Consider the following 22,276-nt stretch of genomic DNA (forward strand, 5'->3'; position numbering starts at 1 on the left):
GCCTTTGAAACTCGCAGTGTCGGGTATTTTGAACTGGCTCGTAAACCTTTGAACCTAGGACCAATACATGACGCCTGCACTTGATACGCAGGCAACTCGGAAGACCGTCTCTAGCCCCCTGTATCTGGGCCAGTGATTTCCGGTTTCTCTAACGGGGATTCAGGAGCTGGCGGCCGCATGTTGAGCGCCTGATGTGGTCGGGTATGGTTATAGTGTTTCAGCCAGTGGTTGATGACGATCTGCGCCTGCTCGGTCGTCGCAAACCATTCGGTATTCAGGACCTCTCGGCGCAGCGTTCCGTTGAACCGCTCGTTGTATACATTCTCCCAGGGTGATCCTGGGTAGATGCGCATTGGTTTGACGCCGACCCGCGGAAGCCAGTCTTGCATCGCCACTGCTGAGAACTCGGGCCCATTGTCTGATCGAATGAAAGAAGGAGCAGCTCGCAGAATGAACAGATCTGTCAGAGCATCGATCACATCTGACGAGTTCAGCTTGCGCTTCACCTTGATTGCCAGGCATTCGCGGCTGTGCTCATCTAAAATGTTCAACGTGCGGAATGCTTTCCCGTCATCGGTCCGGCAATGCACGAAGTCATAGCTCCAGATATGGTTCCGATACTCAGGCCGCAGCCTGACGCATGATCCGTTATTCAACCATAGACGCCCCTTCTTGGGCTGCTTATGTGGAACCTTCAGCCCCTCTCGCCGCAACAGCCGTTCAACCCGACCATCGCTGACAGACCAGCCTGCAACTCTCAGCAAAGCCGCAATCCGCCGGTAACCGTAGCGACCAAACTGTCTGGCCAGCTCGATGATGTCGGCAACCAGCTGATCTTCATCTGCACGCCCGTTGAGCACATGCCGTTTGGTCGAACGATGTTGCTCCAACACTCGACAGGTTCTGCGCTCAGACACCTTCAAGCGGTCGCGGACATGGTCGATACAGGCACGACGACGAGCGGGGCTCAGTAGTTTCCCTTGGCCGCCTGCTTCAGGATCAGCTTGTCCACTGTCAGATCCGATACAGCGCGTCTCAGCTGCTCATTCTCCTTCTGGAGCCGCTTAGGTTTCTTCAATTGATCTACGCCCATTCCGCCATACTGCTTGCGCCAGCGATAGTAAGTCTGTTCAACAACGCTGATCTGTCGGATCGCGTCGAGACGTGACATGCCCTGTACCAACAGCACCTCAACCTGCCGTAACTTCGAGACAATCTCTTCGGGCTTTGGTGCCTGTTTGCCATTCTCGGGCCTCCATTTCCTAAACATAGCGGTGGACCAGTTCAGTTGGGGAGGCTCACATTGCTAGGCAGAAGTTGCCATTTTTCTACGCGATAAAGATTTTTATCCACGCGAATAAAAGTCCTTTCGTCTTTTGGCGGCGCCAAGCCCCGCGATACCGGCCAGCAACAGCCATCCCGAGGCTGGCAGAGGCACGGGGTTCACCGGCGGAGTCTCGGGACGCGGCCCGCTGGCAGACCAGTAGTCGAACCCTACGGTAGCCGAGATGTATGAATCGCTAACGCTCGCACCCTGATCGTTGAAAGCGTTCTTCTGGATCGTAAACCGCATGAACGCCTGCGAGAAGTCATCGATATCGATCCCGGCAAGCGACAAATCCGGCCCGAACAGCCCAGTGTCTGCATCGCTGATCTGGTAACTCGCCTGCGCAAACACGTTCGGAACCGCCACACCATCCCGCGTGATCGGGAAAGGCCCGCCGGGCGTGAAAGTGTCCATCGCCAGCGCCCCGGTGCCGATATCGTTGTCCTGAAAGCGTGTCAGGAAGATGGAGCCAGGGCCGCCGGTATCGGTATCGTCATTGTCAATGTCGAGAAAACCGCCATAGGTGGTCTTACCGCTCAGCGTCTGTTCCGCACTCACCCAGCCCCATGTGGCCCCGTTAATCGTAATGGTGGTGGACATCATCGCCTGAAATTCCCTGTGCCCGTCCGCACCGCCGGCCGCGGCCGTCTCGAACGGAGTCGGATCGTAGGTGAAGGTGCCGCTTAAGCGATCGAAGAGCGATACGGCGAAGTCAGGGTTCGCGCCCCGCGTCGTGATCCCCACCGCGTTTCCCGACCAGTGGATCGTGACGGGCGCGGCACCCGCCGCAGAGCTTAGCAAGGCTAGGCAAACAAAATAGGTGAAAAATGTCTTCATGGTCAAACCCCCTCTCGACCGACATTACCCAAGTAGCCTGCCGTCTGATGTAAACCGACATTCCCCAAGTAGAACGTCGGCGGATTTATTTTGCAGCCACTTTGCGCACGGATCAAGTTTCATGTCCCCGCTGTTAGGTGGTTCTGGCGTCTGAAGCGCGAACTGAGCATGATTGTTGGCCTCTGCGGCCGGGTTAATCCGGTTTTCGGGCGAACCGGCTCCGCATTGAACAGACCAAACGCAATTCATTTGCAAGACTCTGGAGTTGTATACTGAAGGAAAACCAGTTTGGCAGGAGCACCCGTGTCCTTCCCCCCTGGAACTGGGCCACTACGATGGCCGAGAGAGGGGGACTTGGAATGGCTCGGAAACGGTATTCGGACGAAGACATCCTGAAGCTTCTGCGCGAGATCGAGCTGAAGCTGGCGGAAGGCGGCGATGTACAGTCGGCATGCCGCGCCGTCGGCGTAAGCGACGTGACGTACTACAATTGGCGCCGACGGTTTCACCCCTCTTACCATTACTTATCCCTAATTCCCCCGAGAGCCGTCCGGTACTGCGCCCATCCACCGCTTTCCCATACTAACCCCTATTCTCACCGGACGCCTCGGCAGACCCCGACTACCTCTGACTGACCGCGTTGGAGAGGCTCTCACCGACCGGACTGAGCAGCCACCGGAGGCACCCGTCGCGTGGGCATTATTCGGGGCACTTTTCACCCGAGTGTCACCCGCACGGGTCATCGGTTTAAAGCTGAGGAGAAGCTGGCTGTGCACGCAGTCTTGTGCGATCCGGTCTCAGGCCAGATTTCCCTGTTTTACAGGGAAAGAACAGGGAATACTGTCGTTTCAGCCGGTTATAGGCCGATTTTACCTATTATTCTGGCTTTATTTCAGAAGGTTAAGGGCGAATTCCCTTAATGCCAGAACAGGGAATTAGGGTAGACGTACAGGGAAATGTTTTCTGTTATCAGGGAAGTTGCGGGCATTTTGCGGGCACACATCGTGCGAGGCACTGAACCAATCTATTCAACTGAACTGCCACCATTAAGAAGACTGTCAATTTGAAGCTATACAAAGGCGTTTTTGGTAATGATCGGCATGTCCGCAACGGCAGGGGAGCTGGTCTAAGGCGGGGTTACTCACAAGCGAGATGTTGTCACCATTGAAGTCAGCAAGGGGAAATCCATGGCGGAAATATGGGAAATGGCTGCAAGCCGGATCGCGGCGGAAGTGAACGCCAGGCGGCTGTCAGCGGTCGAAGTCACGGAAGCCCATCTTGACCGGCTCGCCAAAGTTAACCCGGCCATTAACGCTGTGGTGCAGGAGTTTCCCAGGGAGGCAATCGATGCTGCCCGGAATGTAGACGCAATGATCGCCCGTGGAGAGAAGGCCGGCTCTCTCTGCGGCGTACCGGTCACGATCAAGGTAAATGTCGATCAGAAGGGTCATGCTACGACAAACGGACTGAAGCTTCAGAAATCTTGCGTCGCTATGGATGATAGTCCCGTGGTTTCGAACATCCGAAAGGCAGGCGGCATCATCGTGGGGCGCACCAATACACCTGCCTTTTCGTTGCGCTGGTTTACGAAGAACGACCTGCACGGCCAGACACTGAACCCCCGTAACACACAGATCACACCTGGCGGATCGTCTGGCGGGGCAGCGGCGGCTGTAGCAGCAGGTATCTGCGCCATTGGTCACGGCACGGATATCGCTGGGTCTATCCGATATCCGGCTTACGCCTGCGGCTTACATGGACTGCGTCCGACAATTGGACGAGTGCCTGCCTACAATTCAAGTGCGCCTGACCGCTTCATCGGCGGACAGTTAATGGCCGTTTCAGGACCGATTGCACGAAGCATCCATGATCTCGGCATCGCTTTGACCGGCATGTCGGCGCCTGACCCCAGAGACCCCTGGTATGTCCCAGTAACATTGGGTACTGCCGATTTTCCGAAGCGTGCTGCACTTACACTGGCTCCCGACGGCATGGAAGTGAGCGAAGACGTTCGTGCGGCGCTACTCGATGCAGCCAACTATTTGCGGGCTGCGGGTTGGATGGTTGAGGAAGTTGACTGTCCGCCGATCAGGCGCGCAGCGGCTATCAACGCTTGCCTGTGGATGGCCGAAATGCAGTTCGGGGCAGATGAGATGCTAGCCTGCGAAGGGGAGCCGGATTCACAGTTTGTATTTGCCCGGATGTGCGAAGACGCTGGCGAGGTCGGGTTCAGGTCTCTTATGGAGGCGCTCCAGGCGCGTGCGGAACTCCTTCGACAGTGGGAGCTCTTTTTGCGTGATTTTCCGGCCGTTCTCTGCCCTGTCTCGGGTGAGTTGCCGTTCGACCAGCAACTTGACGTGAGTTCGGAGGCGGCCTTCGCTCGGGTCTACGAGGCGCAACTGGTGCAGAGAGCAGTCCCGGCGCTTGGTTTGCCGGCTCTGTCAGTGGCCACGGGTGAAGCTAAAGGCCGTCCTGTGGGGGTCCAGATCATTGGCCCGCGATACCGGGAAGATATCCTGCTTGCGGCAGGCCGCGATATCGAGAGGGCGGGTAACCCGGTTCGAGTTGCAGATCCGGATCAGATTTGAGGCTTCATTGCACAATTGCGTCTGAGACAACACCTGCTGCGCAACCTCAGACTGACTTTTGTTTGGAGGGCGTCAACGGACCTGAGCTACATAAAATAGCTGGGCGGCTCAAAGTTGAAACTTGTGCAGAGGCAATGCTCGCCGCCGTCGATAAAGTAAGGATGTTGAAACTCGGGTTCACCTCAAAGCATTGAACAAAGTTTGGCGATGGCGCCCGCTTATGGATGTTTTGATGATGTTTCCATTTCGACATACGCATAAAGGGAGCTTGGCCGACGTCATGGCCATTCAGTCAGACGATCAATGACACGGAGCGACAATGTACCGTCGTTAGAGACCTTCAAATTATCGCATCTTATTATGCCCCACCAGCCGCTGAAACTGTGAGTTGGGTTCGTGTGGTGGTCCATTTGGATTGCAACTAATCCATCTGATTCCTCAAATGCTTCGAGAAGCTTTTGAAACTTGGCTGATCGTCGTTCGCCTTTATTCTCCTGAAAGTAACGCAGGTTCTTCATATCGAGATATCTGGTGTGCAATACTGGTAATGTGCCAAGGCCTTTGAACTCACAAACCCAGCTTCCGCGCGCGCGTGGGAGTTGCCGCCTTTTCATAGACGCTGGCGTTATCTTTTGAGCAATCATATCTGTGGATCTCAAAAACATCTCGCATGTACAAGTGGGTTAGTTTGGGGAAATTATTGAGCCCCGATCAAGAGACGAGCTCTGACCTTGCCGGAAAACGTGTTTCAGTGTCATTTTCAATTTAGTTTCACACACAAAGTTTCATGGCGCAAAGAACAGACGAAGACGATTTTCTCGACCTGACCGAACGCATTCTGGCTCGTTTCACGTCTGCTGATGCGGGGTGGTCCGGGGAACTGGCAAGACTGCCGAGGGCCACCCCTAAATTGCTTCGGGCGGAATTGAGTAAGAGCATGGCGGATGCCGAGGCGGACGAAGTTGTCCGCCTGTTGGATCATGCATTCGGTACGGCCGTACAAATCGCGGAATTCGTTTGCCGCTTTAGAGAAGCGTCTGCAGGCTCCGCTAAGGTCAGAAAACGAGCCCGTAAACTCGGCGTGCGCCTTCGGGACGATATCTCAGGCTTGCTAGCAAAGCTGAAGCAAGGCGATGCAACTCCTTTCGAGATTTGTTCCCTGGTCCTCTCGGAGCCAACCCTGGAGCGCCTTGTAACACCGCTTCTCGAAGAATGCCTGCGTGGCGAGGTAACCGATCCTCTGCGCAACGCACCCGAAAGCGCTGCTGAGCATTTGCCGGACATACTGGAACAACTGTACGCAGCAATCGATGCCGGTGTGACTAGAGGACCGGTCGATCCAGTGCAGGATTTTCTGGCATCGGCAGTTGTCAACTCGATGGAACGCGTGACGGGACAAATTCCTGGCCGGACATGGATTGAAGAGAGGGTGGAGGAAACCGGCGTTGGCCTTGAGGTTTGCCGGATACTTGCCGCTGCCCTGAATGACGCGCTCCCGGATAAGTGCCAGAGCCAGCGGCCGGCCGACATGGCAAAGGCCTTTCGCAGGGCCATCAAGGCTGCCCACTCAGGCGCGTGAGACCGATCCGAAGGCGAACGTGCTAACCGGTCCATATGACAGCTGAGCGGATCTGAGGTGTTCTAACCAGGACATGTAACATACTCCGCGAGGCCCACCGTGAACGAGCTCCAGATTACCTATCGCCCCACTGCCGCGCTGTCGGCTAACCCCCGGAACGCGCGGACACACAGTGCGCGACAGATCCGGCAGATTGGTCGCAGCATCGAAACCTTTGGTTTTGTGAACCCGGTCCTGGTCGATGAACAGGATGTCATCATCGCCGGCCATGGCCGCTTGGAAGCGTCTGAAAAGCTTGGGTTGGATCGCATCCCGGTTGTCCAGATTCCTGGTCTCAGCGAAGCGCAAAAACGCGGCCTGATGCTCGCGGATAATCGTATCGCCGAGAATGCCGGCTGGGACAGCAACATGCTTGCTCAGGAGCTTTCTGACCTCTCTGCCATCGAGCTCGATTTCGACCTGGAGGTCACGGGTTTCGACGTCGCAGAGATCGATATCGCCATCCATGCAGTCGATGACGATGATGGCGCACCGGAAGCCGCGCCGGAGCCAGATCCGGATATGCCCGTGATCACGTCTACGGGTGATCTTTGGCAGCTTGGACCCCATCGCGTTGCCTGCGGAAATGCCCGCGACGCAGAGGTCTTTCATCATCTGATGGGAGATGACCGAGCTGACGCAGGGTTCACCGATCCGCCCTATAATGTCCCGATACGCGGACACGTCTCGGGCAAAGGGAACGTCACGCATCGGGAATTCGCCGAGGCGTCTGGGGAAATGACCCCAGCTGAATTCAGAGTCTTCCTCGATGAGACACTTGGGAATGCGGCCGCCGTCAGCCGTCCGGGCGCAGTTTGGTTTGTGTGCACGGATTGGCGGCATGCCTGCGATATGATCGGGGCAGGGCAGACGGGCTTCGGGCCGCAGCTGAACCTGTGCGTCTGGTGCAAGACAAATGGCGGCATGGGATCGCTTTATCGGTCACAACATGAGCTGGTTTGCGTGTTCGGCAAATCAGGTGCCCGCCATCGCAACAATGTGCAGCTGGGGCGTTTCGGGCGCAACCGGACCAATGTCTGGCGCTATCCCGGGGTGAACACATTTCGCGAGGGGCGTATGGAGGAGCTGCGAGCGCATCCGACGGCCAAGCCCGTGGCGATGATCAGCGACGCTCTCATCGACGTGACGCGCCGGGGCGACATCGTGCTCGATCCCTTCGCTGGTGCCGGCGCGACCTTGATGGCCGCAGAACAAACCGGTCGCCACGCCCGTCTTCTGGAAATTGATCCCGCCTATGTCGACACGATGCTGCGACGCTGGCGGGCGGCGACTGGCGAAGACCCTATTCGCCTGAATGACAAGGCTGGTTTCTCAACCTTGGAAGGAGAGGCCAACCATGAGCAGTGATAAATCGGAAGACTATAAGGTGGGCTACGGTAAGCCGCCGAAGTCCGGCCAGTTTCAGCCTGGAAAGTCCGGAAACCCGAAGGGACGCCCCAAAGGCAGCCTCGACTTTCAAACCTACGTCCAGGAGATGCTGTCCAAACGCGTCGCGATTACGGAAGGCGGCAAACGCAAGCACGTCAGCGCACTGCAGGCAACTCTGATGCGGCTCACTGAAAAGAGCCTGAAGGGTGACCAGAGGGCGATGGAAAAGGTTTTGTCTTTGGCCAGCGACATGGCCGCGGAACTGGCAGCCAAACAAGAAGAAAAGGCGCTTTCGAAGTCCGATGCGGAAATCCTCGCGCGCTTTGAGGAGGGCCTTGTCTTGAATGCAGGCAAAAGCAATCAAAACGATCACCCGGGCGAGCCTGACGCAGATGACCGAGATTGATCGTGTAGACCTGTTCCGGGCCCTTCTGCGGCAAGACTTGTCGAGCTTTATCCAACGTGCCTTTCGAACTGTGGATCCCGGCGCTCCTTACCAGCATGGCTGGCACGTGGATGCGATCGCGCGACAGCTTGAGCGGATTGCATCCGGGGACATCCGCCGGCTGATCATCACCATGCCACCCCGCTCCATGAAGTCGATCGCCGCGTCGGTTGCCTTCCCGGCCTATCTTCTGGGGCATGACCCAAGCCAACAGATCGTGGCGGTGTCTTACTCCGATGTTCTGGCCGAAAAGCTGGCCCTTGATTGCCTGAAAGTCATTGAGGCACCGTGGTACCGGTCCACGTTCCCTGCGACACGGTTAGCTAAGGGCCGCACGCGCCGGGTGGATTTTGCCACAACGCGTGGGGGAGGGCGGTTTTCAACCAGCATTGGCGGCACTCTGACCGGGCGAGGGGGCAATATCATCCTGATCGATGATCCGCATAAGCCAGAAGATGCGACATCGGAGGTCAAGCGCAAAGCTGTCCTGGAGTGGTTCAAGTCGACGCTTTTGAGCCGCCAGAACGACCCTGCAACCTCTGCCATAGTGCTGATCCAGCAGCGGGTGCACGAAGAAGACCTCGCTGGTACGCTGATCGAAAGCGGTGGATGGGTCCATCTTGACCTTCCGGCAATTGCGGAAGACCACCAGGTGATCGACCTTGGTCGACGCGGAAAATTTATCCGGGAACCGGGACATTTGCTTCACCCGTCCCGTTTGTCGCATGCGGTGCTTGACGAACGTAAGGCGGAACTGGGGTCGTATCTCTTTGCCGCGCAGTATCAGCAGCGTCCAGCGCCATTGGGCGGCGGTCTGATAAAGTGGGATTGGTTCAAGAATTACTCTGCTCAACCCGCTCCGGCGTCCGGTGACCGTATCATCCAAAGCTGGGATACAGCCTCAAAAGCGGATGAGGCCAATGACTGGTCGGTATGCACGACCTGGCGCGTGCGCGGACGCCACGCCTGGCTTCTGGATGTCCATCGCGACCGGCTCGAGTTCCCGGAGCTCAGGCGCCGGATCCCAGCGCTGGCTGATCAATGGCAGGCCAAACTTATCTTGCTCGAAGAGGCCGGCTCCGGGATCCAACTTCTTCAGGATTTGCGCCAAAGCGGCGGATACAGCGTTCGAGGCCTTTTGCCTAAGGATGACAAGGCAACGCGTCTGCTCGCGGTCTCGCACGTCATCGAAGGCGGTCAGATTGCCGTACCCCGAGACGCGCCGTGGCTTGCGGAATTCCAGCGGGAGGTTTCGCTGTTTCCAAACGGCAAGTATGATGACCAAGTTGATAGCCTGAGCCAGTTTTTGAGGTGGTTTTCAGAACCGCGTCTGACGCCACGAATACGCGCGCTTTGACGGAAATGATCCCATAGAAGGCGTCGTTATTCGTCATTCCCGGATCGTATTCACATTTGCCACTACTTCACCGACAAGCACGACTGCTTTATTGGGCTTAACAGACATCTGAGAAAATCCGTCAGATGACCGAGAGGAGCCCATACCGGAAGTGTTCTTTTGCTGACGCTCGCAGATGCAGCATTGAAATCGACCGGCGCCTCAGCCGCAACGCAGCAAGAAACACCGCCGTCCGTTCAAAACGCAGCGAGATCTCGGCCCGCGATGTCCGGGTTGCGGACAAACCGGCCTGATACTGGTGAAGCAGAATAGCTTCCAAAGCTATTGCCAAAGCAAAGAACCCGGTGCGGCTGTGCAGGGCGGATTTTCCCAAACGATTATTAAACATCGCGCAATTAGTAGAAATCGGAAACGCCCTTTCGCCGAGCCAGTATACGGGGTTTGACATACAGAAGAAGCGCCAACTCATGACATCTGGACAGATGTATGCGTCACTACGCGTTGCGGTCCAGCCCTTTGAATCGCCAGATTATTAAACGGCTCCTATTACGAAGACCTCGGGAGGGAAAGAAAGTCTGCACCCGGGCTTTAAGGCTAGAGGTTGCTTTGAACGACGGGCCGATCCACGACCCCAACGCCAAGATAGGTAAGGGCATCCCGCTCCCCTGAGAAACTGCCAGAAACCGGCACGACCTGATGAATTTCGCGACCGACAGCAACTGGAATAAGGTTCTGCGACCCGACACTCCGGTTCGTGGGGTCAAAGGCGATCCATCCGGCACCGGGCAGGTATATTTCCACCCATGCATGGGTCGACCCTGAACCTGCAGAACCAATGAGTCCTTCGTCCGGATCTGATAGGTAGCCGGAGACGATGCGCGATCCGAGGCCAAGCATGCGCGCGGCTTCTGCAAGCAAGACCGCGAAATCCCGACACGAGCCCGATCTTCGGTCAATGGTCACGACTGGCGACTGGGTCCCTTCCGTCTCACGGCTTTCGTAGGAGATCTGCGCAAACACGCCATTGCTGATATCCTTCAGCAGAGAAAGCGTATCTGTCGGACGAGCCATAACAAAACCCTCAACCCATTGGCTTAGTCGACCATCCGGGTCGGCGTATTGCGGGGCTGTCAGCGCACCCAAATCCGTCCATTCATCAGATGAATAGAGGAACGGATACTCGATAGCAGACGCAGAGATGGTAAATACTGGCCAAGCCGGCGCGGTCAAATCTATAACGACGCGGCTTTCGATTGTCAGATGATCCGTGGGCGCGTCAAAGAGGGCGGTTGCTATGGCGTTACCGCTGACATCGTGTGCCCACGTAATGGCTGCCTTCGGGGTAATCGACAGCGTATGCGATAAAAGCCTCAATTCCTGGGTTTCGCGCGGACGCAGCATCAACCTGTGCGCCCCGAGAGAAACCTCGTGACGGTATCGGTAGGTCGTTGTGTGAACAATTTCGAGACAGGCCAAACCAATTTCCAGTCCATTTAGAGAAAGACGGCGCGTCCACCGATGCCCATCAGCGCCTTCGAGATGTGTTTCGGCTGACAGGAAGGCTGTTTCGCCAAGCGTTCAGTCCCTTGCGGCGTCGGAAAATCCGTTCTTTGAAACCTTCGCTGCCATACCGAGGTATGGGATCTTAGACATAGGAATTGCTACGGAACGTCACCCAAGACCTGTGCCGTCAATAGGTCTGATGTTCAAGTTTCGACCATGGCCTTGTCCGCCATCAAATCTGTCCGGCTCCCTGGATAATGCGCGAGGGCGCCTGTCAGTCCGGTCGTGAAGGCATGCCTTCGTTTTCGGCGTCCCGGAGTGACTCACTGTTCTGTCTTCTTTGGTTATTCACCTTTGGACCCGGCACATTCATGTTGGACTCTTATGTTTCACTCCGCGAGTAGAGCTCTCGTACTTGAGCCTCGGAGAAACCGTCCGCCTCCATCACGAGGCGTATCATCGGATCAGCCAGCATTTCCTCCAGGAAAAAATCGGACAACGTCCTGCCGGTCAGCTTATCCATGGCGCGTGCATGGTCAAGGTCAGCAAGGGAAACGGTCAGAGTCCGATCAAGACCAGGATGGGATAACTGGGAGTGAAGCTTCACCAAAACGGAGGCTTTCCAAGCTTCCGGATCCTTTTGATCGGGGGGCGAAACAAGCTCCGTTTCGACCTCATACTCACCTGCGGGAAGCGTCTCGTCGAAGTCTGGTAGGTTGAAAGGTCGGGAAAAAACCGCGACGGTCTTGCTCGTCAGATCTTCCATTGGCGTGGTCCTCTCCATGGACGAAGCAAGTGGTTCGTGCCCCTTAAACAAAGGGGCACGTAGCCCTTGAATGTCTCAGGATGGCTTGGATTTCGCTGGCGCGTCCTTGCCGGCGGCCTTTGACTCGGTCTTGTTTTCAGGGGTCTTCGCGGTTTCCGCGGACTTCAGCTTCATTGCGGCCGCAGCCCTTGCTGTCAGGTCCTTGAAAGACATGTCATCTATCCTTTGATTGACCAGTGCCAATTCCTCGTCCATGCCGGACCTGGATGCTTGACAGCGGTATTATCTACATGGGCATTGTCGATCTGATTTACGATGGAGCACTACAAATAAAACTAGGTTCTGTCAGCCTCCACCATAGGTGTGGGACTGAGCGTTCTGCTGCATCGGGCCGATGCCGTCCTGCGCAAAGGCAGGGAATGCCACGAAAGCGATCACACCGGGCCCAACCGTAATCGTCGCGATCAAACTTGCAAGCGGGCGTGTCGATGGTTCCTTGCGGTGCCTCATTGCTACTTTCTTTGTAGGCTGAAGTTCGTTGGTCGCGGCGTATCCACATCAATCTTTCTGCTCTCCCAAGGTTAAAGCTGCCAAGTCGGCTGAAATGACCAGCGTGGATCTTAACAGAAAGCAGGATGACGAAATGGATACGTTTAGTCAGAAAGATGCCTAATTAGGAATGGTCGTTTTACTCCATTCCCTCAACGATCGAGTCACCACACGCATCAGCCACTTCGGAGCGATACTTTTCACTCACGTTGTTGACCCAGCCAGCCTCAATGACGAATTCGTCACGCTGATAGCTTGATTCTTCTTTCAACAAGGCGATCTGTTCCGGTTCTTGCTCGGCCTTGACCACGCAAAGCGGAGTAAATGCCTGAACAATGGCGGACTCCGCGCTGGAGGTCTGCATTTGGGACGCTTTGCCGCCGGTTACCCATCCGCCCCAAGAGAAACCAATCACTATTGCGACGATGGCGCCGCCGATGGCACCCCAAATTGCGGGTTTGGTACCTTCAGGAATGTTCATTGCTGATCCTTTTGCTATGGTCCCCGTCTCTGAAGACACTGCTTGCACCGACGGGAATTTACGGGGCGATGCGTTTCGCCCGCACCGCGATGGGTATCATCAGGACAAAGCAAGCACACATCTGTTAATTGCGTTTCTGATGTCCACGCGCGCGAGGCATTAATCCGGGATTTCCAAGTTCGCTAATGGCACAGATGACGCAGCAGCCCGCTTTTAGACATCCTGCCGGGCATGTAGCGAGGGAACAGCAATCACGCACTTGCGGCGAACGGCAGGAAGGTCCGCGAAGCAGACCTTGGCGCTTGTTGCAGCTGATGACCGGAAAGAGCCCAAATCTACCGATGCTGCATCGCGCTCGAATGGGCGTGATGAGCACAGAGCGGTCATCCTCGGGTGGGGTGACTCCTCCGATCGCCTCTTGAGAAGATTCGTGCAGCCACCCGCATACGCAATTGATAGAGCCATTCACCGGAGACGCCTTCTTTGGCGGGAAAGCAGCCGAGACGGTGCTCAACTTCAATATGCAACTGGTTAGAATCTGTACATGATCCAAAAATCTTTTCAGTTCTTTTGTGCACAGGCCTGCCGATACAACTTGAGTGTCCAATCCGGTGAAACGTCGGCTCAAACAGCGGTGCCTGCTGACGGGCGTGCGGTCGCAAATCGGAACATTCAGGGAGAACGAACATGACTCTTATCAATGGCGGCCTTCTCGATCGTCGCGGATTCTTGAAAACCACTGCAGCGACGGTTGCTGCAGCGTCGTTGCCATTAGGTGCTGCCCGAGCTGCACCCAAACGAGGTGGTCATTTGCGGGTTGGCCTTGGGCATGGCCAAACAACCGACACGCTGAACCCCGGCCTGTATGATTCTGGCTTTATGATTGCGTGGACACATGCTGTGCATGGCCGTCTGACCCAAGTCGGTCCTGACGGTTCACTCACGCCAGAACTGGCGGAAAGCTGGGAAGCATCAGAGGACGCCGCAGAATGGCGTTTCAAGATCCGCAAGGGCGTTCAGTTCCACGATGGGCAAGAGCTTACCGTTCAGGACGTTGTCAGTTCGATCAACTTCCACCGTGGCGAAGGCTCGACCTCGGCGGCAGCGCCGCTCGTCGAGCCGGTGCGGGATATCACTACCGAGGGCGACGACACCGTTGTCTTCAAACTGAGCGGTGGCAATGCCGACTTCCCATTCCTTCTCACTGATTACCACCTGCCGATCTGCAAAGCAGATGGCGACTCGATTGACTGGCAGTCGGGAAATGGCTGCGGCACGTATAAGAGTGCCTCCATCGACTTAGGCGTTTCGGCCAATTTGGAGCGGCATGAAAACCACTGGCGCGATGACGTGGCTTTCTTCGATTCCGTCGAATTTCTGGCGCTGATCGACTTGAACGCCCGGACCACGGCGCTTGTTTCGGGCGATGTAGATGTGATTGACCGGGTAGATTTGAAAACTGCCGGGCTTTTGGGGCGCAAGCCGGGTGTCAATGTCCACTCAATTTCGGGCAAGGCGCATTACTCGATCCCGACGGATGTACGCCGGGCGCCCTATGACGACAACAATGTCCGTCAAGCTCTGAAATACGGCGTCAACCGTCAAGAGATGGTGGACAAGATCCTGTTCGGCTTCGGCTCGATTGGCAACGATCATCCGGTCGGCGCTGGCGAACAGTACTTCAACTCTGAACTCGAGCAGAAACAATACGATCCAGATAAGGCCAAGTGGTATTTGCAGCAGTCGGGCATAGACAATTTGCAGGTGAATTTGTCGGCTGCGGACGCGGCCTTTGGCGGTGCGGTGGACGCTGCGGTGCTTTTCCAGGCCTCGGCCAAGGCGGCTAGTATCGATATCAACGTGATCCGTGAACCGAATGACGGCTACTGGTCTGATGTCTGGATGAAAAAGGAATTTACTTTCTCATACTGGGCCGGACGTCCGGTTCCGGACCAAATGTTCTCGACGGCCTATCAGTGCGGCGCGTCCTGGAACGAGAGCTTCTGGTGCAATGAGCGGTTTGACGACCTCTTGATCAAGGCACGTGCAGAACTCGACAATGCCAAGCGCCGCGATATGTATTGGGAAATGCAGGAGATCTGCGCGACCGATGGTGGCGCGATCATTCCAATGTTCAACGACTGGGTTTTTGCAGTCAACGACAAGTTGGGGCTGCCCGAAGTCATGGGTTCTGATTGGGATCTCGACGGCAACCGCTTTATGGAGCGCTGGTGGTTCGCCTAACCTCATGAAAACCGGGGTGTCGGTGGGCCCGACACCCGAAACCCAATTCAAAATGCTTTACAGTCAGGCCCGAAATAGCCGCATGGTTGGGTCGGCCTCGATCTGTTCGAACAGCCAGTCAACAAACGTGTCGAGCTTCGGGTTGGGTGCACGTTCTTTTTGCGTCGCCAGATACCAGCGGCCTGGCTCCGGCACCGAAATGTCGAAGGGTCTGACTAGACGCCCCCTCTCAAGATCACGCGCGCAAAATGGTGCCCTTGCGACGCTGATCCCGTGATTGTTCAGAACAGCCTCACGAACCAGCGGGTAATTGTCGAAAATCGAGCCAAATTTCATAGTGCCGCGGTCCAAGCCTGCCGCATCCAACCAACAATCCCAGTCATCCGGCTCATTCCATGTGTTTGGGATACTCAGCAGCAAGAAATTGCTTAGCTCTTCCAGCGGCATTCCACCGTTTGAGGAATTCAAGGCCTCTGGCGCGCAAACCGGGAAGATATCCGTTTCGAACAAGGGGCTATAGTCAAATCTCTTGTCAAACGGCGGCGCGTTGAACACGCCAACATCGAACCGGTGCATATCATAATCACCGTCTTCAAAGGTAGAGACGATGCGCACGCGTGTGTCCGGATTATCCTGAAGAAATTCAGCCAATCTGGGCTGTAACCACATTGTATTGAAACTTGCGTAGGACTGAACGAGCAATACGTCCGGTTCCTCAGGGGTCTGGATGCGCCGCGTGGCTTTGATAATGCCCTGAATATGTTCGCGGATCGGCGGGTAGTATTGTTCCCCGGCCGGTGTCAATTCGACCGAACGGCTTGTGCGCTCCAGCAGTTTAACGCCGATTGATGTTTCTAGTGCTTTGACCTGGTGGCTGACTGCCGCATGCGTCACACAAATCTCGTCAGCGGCCTTTCGGAAGCTCTTGTGACGCGCCACTGCCTCAAAAGCGCGAAGTGAAACCAGTGTGGGCATATGGGTCGTCACCGGTGGGCCTCCTCGATGAATGCAGTCCGCTCATCACTGAGCAGGGTTAACCGACGACGGAATCGGGAATTCCTGAGTCTTCATAGATTTTCTCATAGCTTTTCAGCTGGTCACACTCAATTCTCAGCGTTTTGGCATTGGTTAGAGAATCTTGATGAAGGGAAAATTCTTTCAGTTCTTCGACTGAGTGAGAAATGTCAGACTGGCAAGTAAAGAAGCTCAGGGATTCCACCTTCATGCAAGCACCATCGCCTTCGTCAAATGCATATGGCTTTCCGTTGCTGATCAAACACTTGCTGAACGGACCCTACTTCGCCTCAACCTGCCAGGAAATCGTCAGCGGCACCGAAATGCGGCTGAGCTACGCGGAGTTGGGCAAACGCGTGCGCCAACTTGCCAATTCTCTAAAGGCCAGCGGGATACATGAGGGCATGCGCGTCGGTGTCATGGATTGGGATACGCACCGTTATCTTGAATGTTTTTTTGCGATCCCGATGATGGGCGCGTCCCTTTTTACGATCAACGTCCGTCTATCTCCTGCCCAGGTTCTTTATACAATCAACCATGGGCAGCCGGACCTGATCATCGTGCACCGCGATTTCATGCCGCTCATTGATGATATCAGACCGGGCTTCGATCGGGACATCATCATCGTGCCGATTGGAGACGGTGAAGGGTATGAAAAGTGGATAGGCGAGGCCCCAGACAGCGTTGACTTCCCGGACTTCGATGAAAACCAAACCGCAACCCTGTTTTATACGACCGGGACAACCGGCAATCCCAAAGGGGTGAGCTATTCACATCGGCAGTTGGTACTTCACACATTGGGCTTGATCGCAGGTTTCGGCGCGTGGCCCGGGAATGCGGGATTTCATCGCGGCGACGTCTACATGCCGCTGACACCCTTATTTCACGTCCACGGCTGGGGTTTTCCATATGCCGCAACGATGCTGGGGCTGCGTCAGGTCTATCCCGGTCGATATGACCCTGACACAATCTTGGGATTGATTGCAGCCGAAGGCGTCACCTTTTCCCATTGCGTTCCCACGGTTCTGTCAATGGTGCTCGACCATCCCAACTGCCCGCAAACTGACCTAAGCCAATGGAAGGTCATCATTGGGGGGGGCGCTTTGCCGCGCAGTCTGCAGGACCGGGCGGCGGCGGCGGGCATATCCTTGCATGCGGCCTATGGGATGTCCGAAACCTGTCCGTTTCTGACGGTGGCCGATTTGTCCAGCAATGACCCCGAGATGCAGGCGCAAACCGGCTTTCCCGGCCCTCTTGTCGACCTTCGCGTCGTGACACCGGATATGAAAGACGTCCCGCATGACGGCGAAACAACCGGCGAAGTTGTTGCTCGGGCTCCCTGGCTGACACAAGGCTATCTGGATAACGCGCAAGCCTCGGGTGAGCTTTGGGATGGTGGCTATCTGCATACCGGGGATGTTGGGTATATCCGCGAGAATGGGTCGTTACAGATTACTGACCGCCTCAAGGATGTGATCAAGACCGGCGGCGAATGGATTTCCTCGCTGGCACTGGAAAACATAGCATCGTCTTGCAGCGGCGTTGAGGACGTCGCTGCGATCGGGCTGCCGCATGCGAAGTGGGGCGAACGGCCAGTGTTGGTCACTCAAGCCGCAAAAGATGCCGATCCGGATATTGTGCGTTTAAGCGTCATGGCGGAAATTCAGTCGCGCGTTGACGCAGGTGAACTTTCGAAGTGGGCCGTTCCTGACGAAATTTTCTTTGTCACCAGCCTGCCTAAAACCAGCGTCGGCAAGCTCGACAAGAAGCTCGTGCGGCAAGACATTTCAACTCGCGCGGGCCAATCATGACAGACAAGCAACGCCGTATTAAGGCGCTTATTCAATCCATTGTCACCTATCTGAAGGCTCACAGAGCTGCAACGCGCGGCGTTGATCTGACGTTGGACAAGCTGGCAGCCATGGACCTGTCCGATGAGAGGCTCATTGACTTACCTCCCCAAGGAACCCGGCATGATGAGGTTCTGAAGAACGCCATCGAAGGGGTTGTCGCCCCCGAATTGCAGGATATCGCGGGTTGTCTGAAAGCGGCGAAGGATGATCTGGTGTGGCGCGAAGACAACGCCCAATTCTATCCCCCTGGTGCCGATCTGGGCGAGGGATACACAAAGTGCAACCTGCATACCCTGCTCATCGGGCCCGATGCATGTGGGCATCACCATCCCGACTTCAACCTTGGCATTTTCATGCTGGGCCCAAGGACACTGTATCGCGACCACAACCACGACGCGCCAGAACTGTACCTGAACCTGTCCGAGAAATCCGGTTGGCGGTTTGGCAGCCGTGACTGGCAGGATTATCCGGCTGGATCACTTATCTGGAACGCGGCGGGCGATCCCCACGCCACAAGGGTCTATGACCAGCCATTCATCTCGGTCTTTGTCTGGCTCGAGAACGTGCATTCACCCTGCAACGTGATCCATTTCGACGACTGGGCAGAGGTCGAACAGGATCTTTCCAAGCAGCCTGATTGAGGTTTCCGAACATGATTTCCATTGAACGCACCGAGGGTGTCGCTTTCATCGAACTGAATGCCCCGCCGGTTAACGCCCTCGGCCTGAAGATGCGGCAGGCGATTTCTTCAGCCATTCACGACCTTGAATCTGATGAGCAGGTCACAGCCATCGTTCTGTGTTCGGCCCTGCCGCTCTTTTGTGGCGGCGCTGATATCGTTGAGTTCCGCACCGGGGCTGTTTGGGACAAGCCGGACCTGCCGGACCTGTGTGTCACGATTGAAACCAGCAGGAAGCCGGTTATCGCAGCGATAGCAGGTCCTGCGATGGGAGGTGCTCTGGAGATCGCACTTGCCTGTGATTACCGTGTCGCCACACCGGACGCCGTGATGGGGCTTCCCGAGATCAAGCTGGGGCTGCTTCCCGGCGCCGGGGGCACCCAAAGGCTGCCACGGATTGCCGGGCTGGAAGCGGCAACGCAAATGATCCTTTCGGGTGATCCCGTGACAGGCGAATTTGCCCTGTCTTGCGGGCTGGTCGATGCACTGTTTGAGAACGACCAGGATTTTCGCGCACATGTTTTGGGTTTCGCCACCCGTGTCAGCCATGAGGGCGATCCGAAACGCAGTTGCGCGGATGTGACCGTCACACACCCTGATCCAAAGGGTTTTCTCACGCGATTCCGAGACCAGATAGCACCAAAGTCCAAAAACCTCGTCGCCCCTGAACGATGCTTGGTATCCATCGAGGCCGCATGCGAATTGCCGCTGGCCGAGGGGTTGGCACAAGAGAAGGCAGGTTTCGCCGAACTGCTCGACACACCTCAATCGCGCGCGGGCCGACACCTGTTCTTTGCGGAGCGTGAATGCACCAAGGTTCCGGGCGTTACCCGTGCTGACCAACCACGTGATATTTCATCGGTCGCCGTGATCGGTGCCGGAACAATGGGGCGCGGCATTGCTATCGCCTTTCTGCAGGCGGGGTACCCGGTCACGCTTCTTGAAACCACACAAACTGTGCTGGAACAGGGGCTGGATCAGGTCAGGGAGCATTTCCAACGCGCGGCCCAAAAAGGCCGACTCAGTGCCGATCGGGCAGAGGCAATCGCCGCCAACGCCACAGGAACGCTCAGCTACGGCGACCTTGCAGAGTCCGACCTGATCATTGAAGCGGCGTTTGAGAGCATGAATGTCAAACGCCAGATTTTTGAAGCCCTGGACCGACACGCAAAACCTGGCGCGATACTGGCCTCGAACACATCGACGTTGGATCTTGATGAAATCGCCGCAGTCACGTCACGCCCGGAGGATGTGATTGGTCTCCATTTCTTCAGCCCGGCGAACGTCATGCGCTTGCTGGAGGTGGTGCGGGGCGCCAAGACCGCTCCCGATGTCATTGCAACGGCAATCACGGTCGCAAAGAAGATCCGAAAGCTCCCTGTCACGGTTGGCGTGTGCTACGGCTTTGTTGGAAACCGGATTCTGGAACCATACTTCCGCGAAGGATCCCGTCTGCTTCTTGAGGGGGCGACGCCGAAACAGGTGGATGACGTCCTTGAAGGCTTCGGCATGGCCATGGGTGTTCACGCAATGGCAGATCTGGCCGGAGTCGATGTGGGCGCCCGCGTGCGTCAGGAACGGCGTAGTGAAATCGCGCATGACCCGACATACCAGGCTGTGCAGGACAGGTTGTTTGAACTGGGCCGACTGGGTCGGAAAACCGGGCGAGGAAGCTATGTCTACGAGGGACGGACACGGGTCGAAGACCCTGAGATAGTTCAAATCAGTGCCCATTTGGCGGACCGGCATGGTGTAACGCGCAGGGACATCGAAGATCAGGAAATCCTTGAACGTTGTCTGTTCCCCCTGATCAACGAGGGCTTCTTGATCGTTGAAGAGGGCATTGCAACGCGCCCGGGTGATTGCGACCTGATCTGGGTCAATGGCTATGGCTTTCCGGACTGGCGCGGCGGCCCAATGCACTATGCCGATGAGATTGGATTGAGCCAGATTCTGGAACGAATGAACCACTATCGGCAGTCGCTTGGTACCTATGGCGAGATGTGGTTCACACCTGCGCCTTTGTTGGAAGACCTCGCAACCTCGGGCGTGACACTTGCCGCGCATTTTGATGCCAAAAAGGAAAAATCATGAGAGAAGCCGTCATCGTCTCAACCGCACGAACCCCTATTGGGGTGGCCTTCAAAGGTGCGCTGAACAACATCAAATCCCCCACCATGATGGGGCACGCCATTCAGCGCGCGGTTGAACGTGCAGGTGTGGACCCCGGTTCGATCGAAGATGTCGTCATCGGATCGGTCCTGACTGCGGGAACCGCAGGCATGAATGTCGCCCGTTTGTCGGCGCTGGCGGCGGGCCTTCCCAATACGGTGGCAGGACAGACGATCGACAGGCAATGCTCCTCCGGGTTGATGGCCATTGCGACGGCTGCAAAGCAGGTCATTGTGGATGGTCAGAACGTTGCCGTGGCGGGCGGGCAGGAGAATATTTCCGCCCTGCAGAATGCATATCTGAAATGGGCGGGCGATGAGAAAGACCCAAATGTTATCGCCCAATCAGAGCATGCCTATATGCCGATGCTGATGACGGCGGAAAATGTGGCGCGAGCTTATGGGATCAGCCGTGAGGCGCAGGATGAATATGCCGCACTTTCGCAAGGTCGGACGGCCCGGGCTCAGGCCGCTGGCACATTTGACGACGAGATCGTCCCGATCACGGCGGTCAAACGCGTCAGGAACCGCGACACCGGAGAGGAAACCCTGGAAGAAGTGACCTTGTCAAAAGACGAAGGCAACCGGCCGGGCACGACGGTCGAAACACTTGGGGTGTTGAACCCGGTTGTCGAAGGCGGCGTGATCACTGCCGGAAACGCAAGCCAGCTTTCTGACGGTGCCTCGGCTTGTGTGCTCATGGAAAGCAAAATGGCTGAGCAACAGGGCCTCACACCGCTAGGTATCTATCGCGGTATGGCGATTGCAGGAAACACACCGGAAGAAATGGGTGTCGGCCCGATCTATGCCATTCCAAAGCTGCTGAAGACTGCAGGTCTTCGCATGAGCGACATCGGCCTTTGGGAGCTTAACGAAGCCTTCGCCTGCCAGGTTCTGTATTGCCGCGACCACCTTGGGATCGATCCCGAAATCTACAATGTGAACGGCGGTGCCATCTCGATCGGCCATCCCTACGGCATGACAGGCGCGCGGCAAGTCGGGCATGCCCTGCTTGAGGGGAGGCGTCGTGGCGTAAAATACGTGGTTACGTCCATGTGTGTTGGCGGAGGCATGGGCGCCGCAGCGTTGTTCGAAGTCGCCTGACCCTGCTGAAATGAGTTCAGACCAAGAGTTACCTGGCTGCGACATTGACAACCTGGCATCTGTGAAAGTCTTTTTGTTCCCACGCCGCGTTTTATGTCGGGCGCAATGTGCAAATAGCAGCCGTTTGAGAACTCGCAGCGAAAGTCTGAAAGGTCCGCAGAGCGGTCATCGAACACAAATGGAGCAAGGTCTGCTACCCCAAGGATCGGCCGTTCGTGTCTGAACGTTCGGACAAACAGTTTGAAATGACGGACGGCTGGTGCCGTCCGCCAAACTCTCAAATGTCGATCTTCTCGGCGATGCTCAACGCGTCGTCGATTTCGACCCCAAGGTATCTTACCGTGCTATCAA

Annotated in this window: 20 protein-coding genes; 11 read left to right on the forward strand and 9 right to left on the reverse strand. The window is 56.2% G+C overall.

Features of this window, described 5'->3' with window-relative positions; translation table 11 throughout:
• Nucleotides 1–110: 110 nt before the first annotated feature.
• Nucleotides 111–1,270, reverse strand: a protein-coding gene (locus EZV60_RS03395) for an IS3 family transposase (RefSeq protein ID WP_135502119.1) whose coding sequence is annotated in 2 segments (ribosomal slippage) — nucleotides 111–985 and nucleotides 985–1,270 — 1,161 coding nt in all. Because the reading frame shifts where the segments join, the coding sequence is not laid out codon by codon here.
• A 75-nt stretch (nucleotides 1,271–1,345) separates the two neighbouring features.
• A complete protein-coding gene (locus EZV60_RS03400; RefSeq protein WP_135502120.1) occupies nucleotides 1,346–2,164 on the reverse strand; it encodes a VPLPA-CTERM sorting domain-containing protein in 819 nt (272 codons plus the stop codon).
• Nucleotides 2,165–2,523: 359 nt separating this feature from the next.
• Here EZV60_RS03400 and EZV60_RS19545 point away from each other — a divergent pair, with 359 nt between their 5' ends.
• The 6 genes from EZV60_RS19545 to terL all read left to right on the forward strand — a co-directional run bounded on the left by EZV60_RS19545 (nucleotide 2,524) and on the right by terL (nucleotide 9,561).
• On the forward strand, nucleotides 2,524–2,799 hold the full coding sequence (locus tag EZV60_RS19545) for a transposase (RefSeq protein ID WP_167853450.1): 276 nt from the start codon (nucleotides 2,524–2,526) through the stop codon (nucleotides 2,797–2,799).
• A gap of 552 nt (nucleotides 2,800–3,351) precedes the next feature.
• Nucleotides 3,352–4,752: an amidase family protein gene (locus EZV60_RS03410; RefSeq protein ID WP_135502124.1), complete on the forward strand. Its 1,401-nt coding sequence runs from the start codon at nucleotides 3,352–3,354 to the stop codon at nucleotides 4,750–4,752.
• A 787-nt stretch (nucleotides 4,753–5,539) separates the two neighbouring features.
• Nucleotides 5,540–6,331, forward strand: a complete 792-nt coding sequence (locus tag EZV60_RS03415) for a hypothetical protein (RefSeq protein ID WP_135502126.1) — start codon at nucleotides 5,540–5,542, stop codon at nucleotides 6,329–6,331.
• 99 nt (nucleotides 6,332–6,430) lie between these two features.
• Nucleotides 6,431–7,738 carry a site-specific DNA-methyltransferase gene (locus EZV60_RS03420; RefSeq protein ID WP_135502128.1) on the forward strand — a complete coding sequence of 436 codons (1,308 nt, stop codon included), beginning with the start codon at nucleotides 6,431–6,433 and terminating at the stop codon, nucleotides 7,736–7,738.
• Nucleotides 7,728–8,165 carry a DUF5681 domain-containing protein gene (locus EZV60_RS03425; RefSeq protein WP_135502130.1) on the forward strand — a complete coding sequence of 146 codons (438 nt, stop codon included), beginning with the start codon at nucleotides 7,728–7,730 and terminating at the stop codon, nucleotides 8,163–8,165. The genes EZV60_RS03420 and EZV60_RS03425 overlap by 11 nt, the downstream gene beginning before the upstream one ends.
• On the forward strand, nucleotides 8,104–9,561 hold the full coding sequence (terL, locus tag EZV60_RS03430; protein WP_245306187.1) for a phage terminase large subunit: 1,458 nt from the start codon (nucleotides 8,104–8,106) through the stop codon (nucleotides 9,559–9,561). The genes EZV60_RS03425 and terL overlap by 62 nt, the downstream gene beginning before the upstream one ends.
• Nucleotides 9,562–9,682: 121 nt before the next feature.
• Here the strand turns inward: terL and EZV60_RS03435 are convergent, their stop codons facing one another.
• The 6 genes from EZV60_RS03435 to EZV60_RS03455 all read right to left on the reverse strand — a co-directional run bounded on the left by EZV60_RS03435 (nucleotide 9,683) and on the right by EZV60_RS03455 (nucleotide 12,860).
• On the reverse strand, nucleotides 9,683–10,030 hold the full coding sequence (locus EZV60_RS03435) for a hypothetical protein (protein WP_135502132.1): 348 nt from the start codon (nucleotides 10,028–10,030) through the stop codon (nucleotides 9,683–9,685).
• Between the two features lie 125 nt (nucleotides 10,031–10,155).
• The gene (locus EZV60_RS03440) at nucleotides 10,156–11,037 is read right to left on the reverse strand and encodes a transglutaminase family protein (protein ID WP_135502134.1); all 882 of its coding nucleotides are present in this window, start codon (nucleotides 11,035–11,037) and stop codon (nucleotides 10,156–10,158) included.
• 409 nt (nucleotides 11,038–11,446) lie between these two features.
• Nucleotides 11,447–11,830, reverse strand: a complete 384-nt coding sequence (locus tag EZV60_RS03445) for a hypothetical protein (RefSeq protein ID WP_135502136.1) — start codon at nucleotides 11,828–11,830, stop codon at nucleotides 11,447–11,449.
• Nucleotides 11,831–11,905: 75 nt separating this feature from the next.
• A complete protein-coding gene (locus tag EZV60_RS03450) occupies nucleotides 11,906–12,085 on the reverse strand; it encodes a hypothetical protein (protein ID WP_135502138.1) in 180 nt (59 codons plus the stop codon).
• Nucleotides 12,086–12,175: 90 nt separating this feature from the next.
• On the reverse strand, nucleotides 12,176–12,340 hold the full coding sequence (locus EZV60_RS19020; RefSeq protein ID WP_167853451.1) for a hypothetical protein: 165 nt from the start codon (nucleotides 12,338–12,340) through the stop codon (nucleotides 12,176–12,178).
• 178 nt (nucleotides 12,341–12,518) lie between these two features.
• Nucleotides 12,519–12,860 (reverse strand): hypothetical protein, encoded by a 342-nt coding sequence (locus EZV60_RS03455; protein ID WP_135502140.1) that lies wholly within the window; start codon nucleotides 12,858–12,860, stop codon nucleotides 12,519–12,521.
• 687 nt (nucleotides 12,861–13,547) lie between these two features.
• On the opposite strand from EZV60_RS03455, the gene EZV60_RS03460 reads away from it, so the two are divergent.
• Nucleotides 13,548–15,104, forward strand: coding sequence for an ABC transporter substrate-binding protein (locus EZV60_RS03460; protein WP_135502142.1), 1,557 nt, complete (start codon nucleotides 13,548–13,550; stop codon nucleotides 15,102–15,104).
• A gap of 63 nt (nucleotides 15,105–15,167) precedes the next feature.
• On the opposite strand, the gene EZV60_RS03465 is transcribed toward EZV60_RS03460, so the two are convergent.
• Nucleotides 15,168–16,091 (reverse strand): LysR substrate-binding domain-containing protein, encoded by a 924-nt coding sequence (locus EZV60_RS03465; RefSeq protein ID WP_245306188.1) that lies wholly within the window; start codon nucleotides 16,089–16,091, stop codon nucleotides 15,168–15,170.
• A 194-nt stretch (nucleotides 16,092–16,285) separates the two neighbouring features.
• Between EZV60_RS03465 and EZV60_RS03470 the strand changes: the two genes are divergently transcribed.
• From EZV60_RS03470 to EZV60_RS03485, 4 genes are read left to right on the forward strand one after another with little or no spacing between them, the layout of a single operon-like run.
• Complete coding sequence (locus EZV60_RS03470; protein WP_245306189.1) at nucleotides 16,286–17,929, forward strand: fatty acid--CoA ligase; 1,644 nt, start codon at nucleotides 16,286–16,288, stop codon at nucleotides 17,927–17,929.
• Entirely contained in the window at nucleotides 17,926–18,612 is a 687-nt protein-coding gene (locus EZV60_RS03475) for a dimethylsulfonioproprionate lyase family protein (RefSeq protein ID WP_135502144.1), read from the forward strand. The genes EZV60_RS03470 and EZV60_RS03475 overlap by 4 nt, the downstream gene beginning before the upstream one ends.
• 11 nt (nucleotides 18,613–18,623) lie before the next feature.
• Nucleotides 18,624–20,744, forward strand: a complete 2,121-nt coding sequence (locus EZV60_RS03480) for a 3-hydroxyacyl-CoA dehydrogenase NAD-binding domain-containing protein (protein WP_135502146.1) — start codon at nucleotides 18,624–18,626, stop codon at nucleotides 20,742–20,744.
• Nucleotides 20,741–21,925 carry an acetyl-CoA C-acyltransferase gene (locus tag EZV60_RS03485; RefSeq protein ID WP_135502148.1) on the forward strand — a complete coding sequence of 395 codons (1,185 nt, stop codon included), beginning with the start codon at nucleotides 20,741–20,743 and terminating at the stop codon, nucleotides 21,923–21,925. The genes EZV60_RS03480 and EZV60_RS03485 overlap by 4 nt, the downstream gene beginning before the upstream one ends.
• The last annotated feature ends 351 nt before the right edge of the window (nucleotides 21,926–22,276 follow it).

This window comes from Roseovarius aestuariivivens (genome assembly GCF_004761875.1).
Classification (GTDB): Bacteria; Pseudomonadota; Alphaproteobacteria; order Rhodobacterales; family Rhodobacteraceae; genus Roseovarius; species Roseovarius aestuariivivens.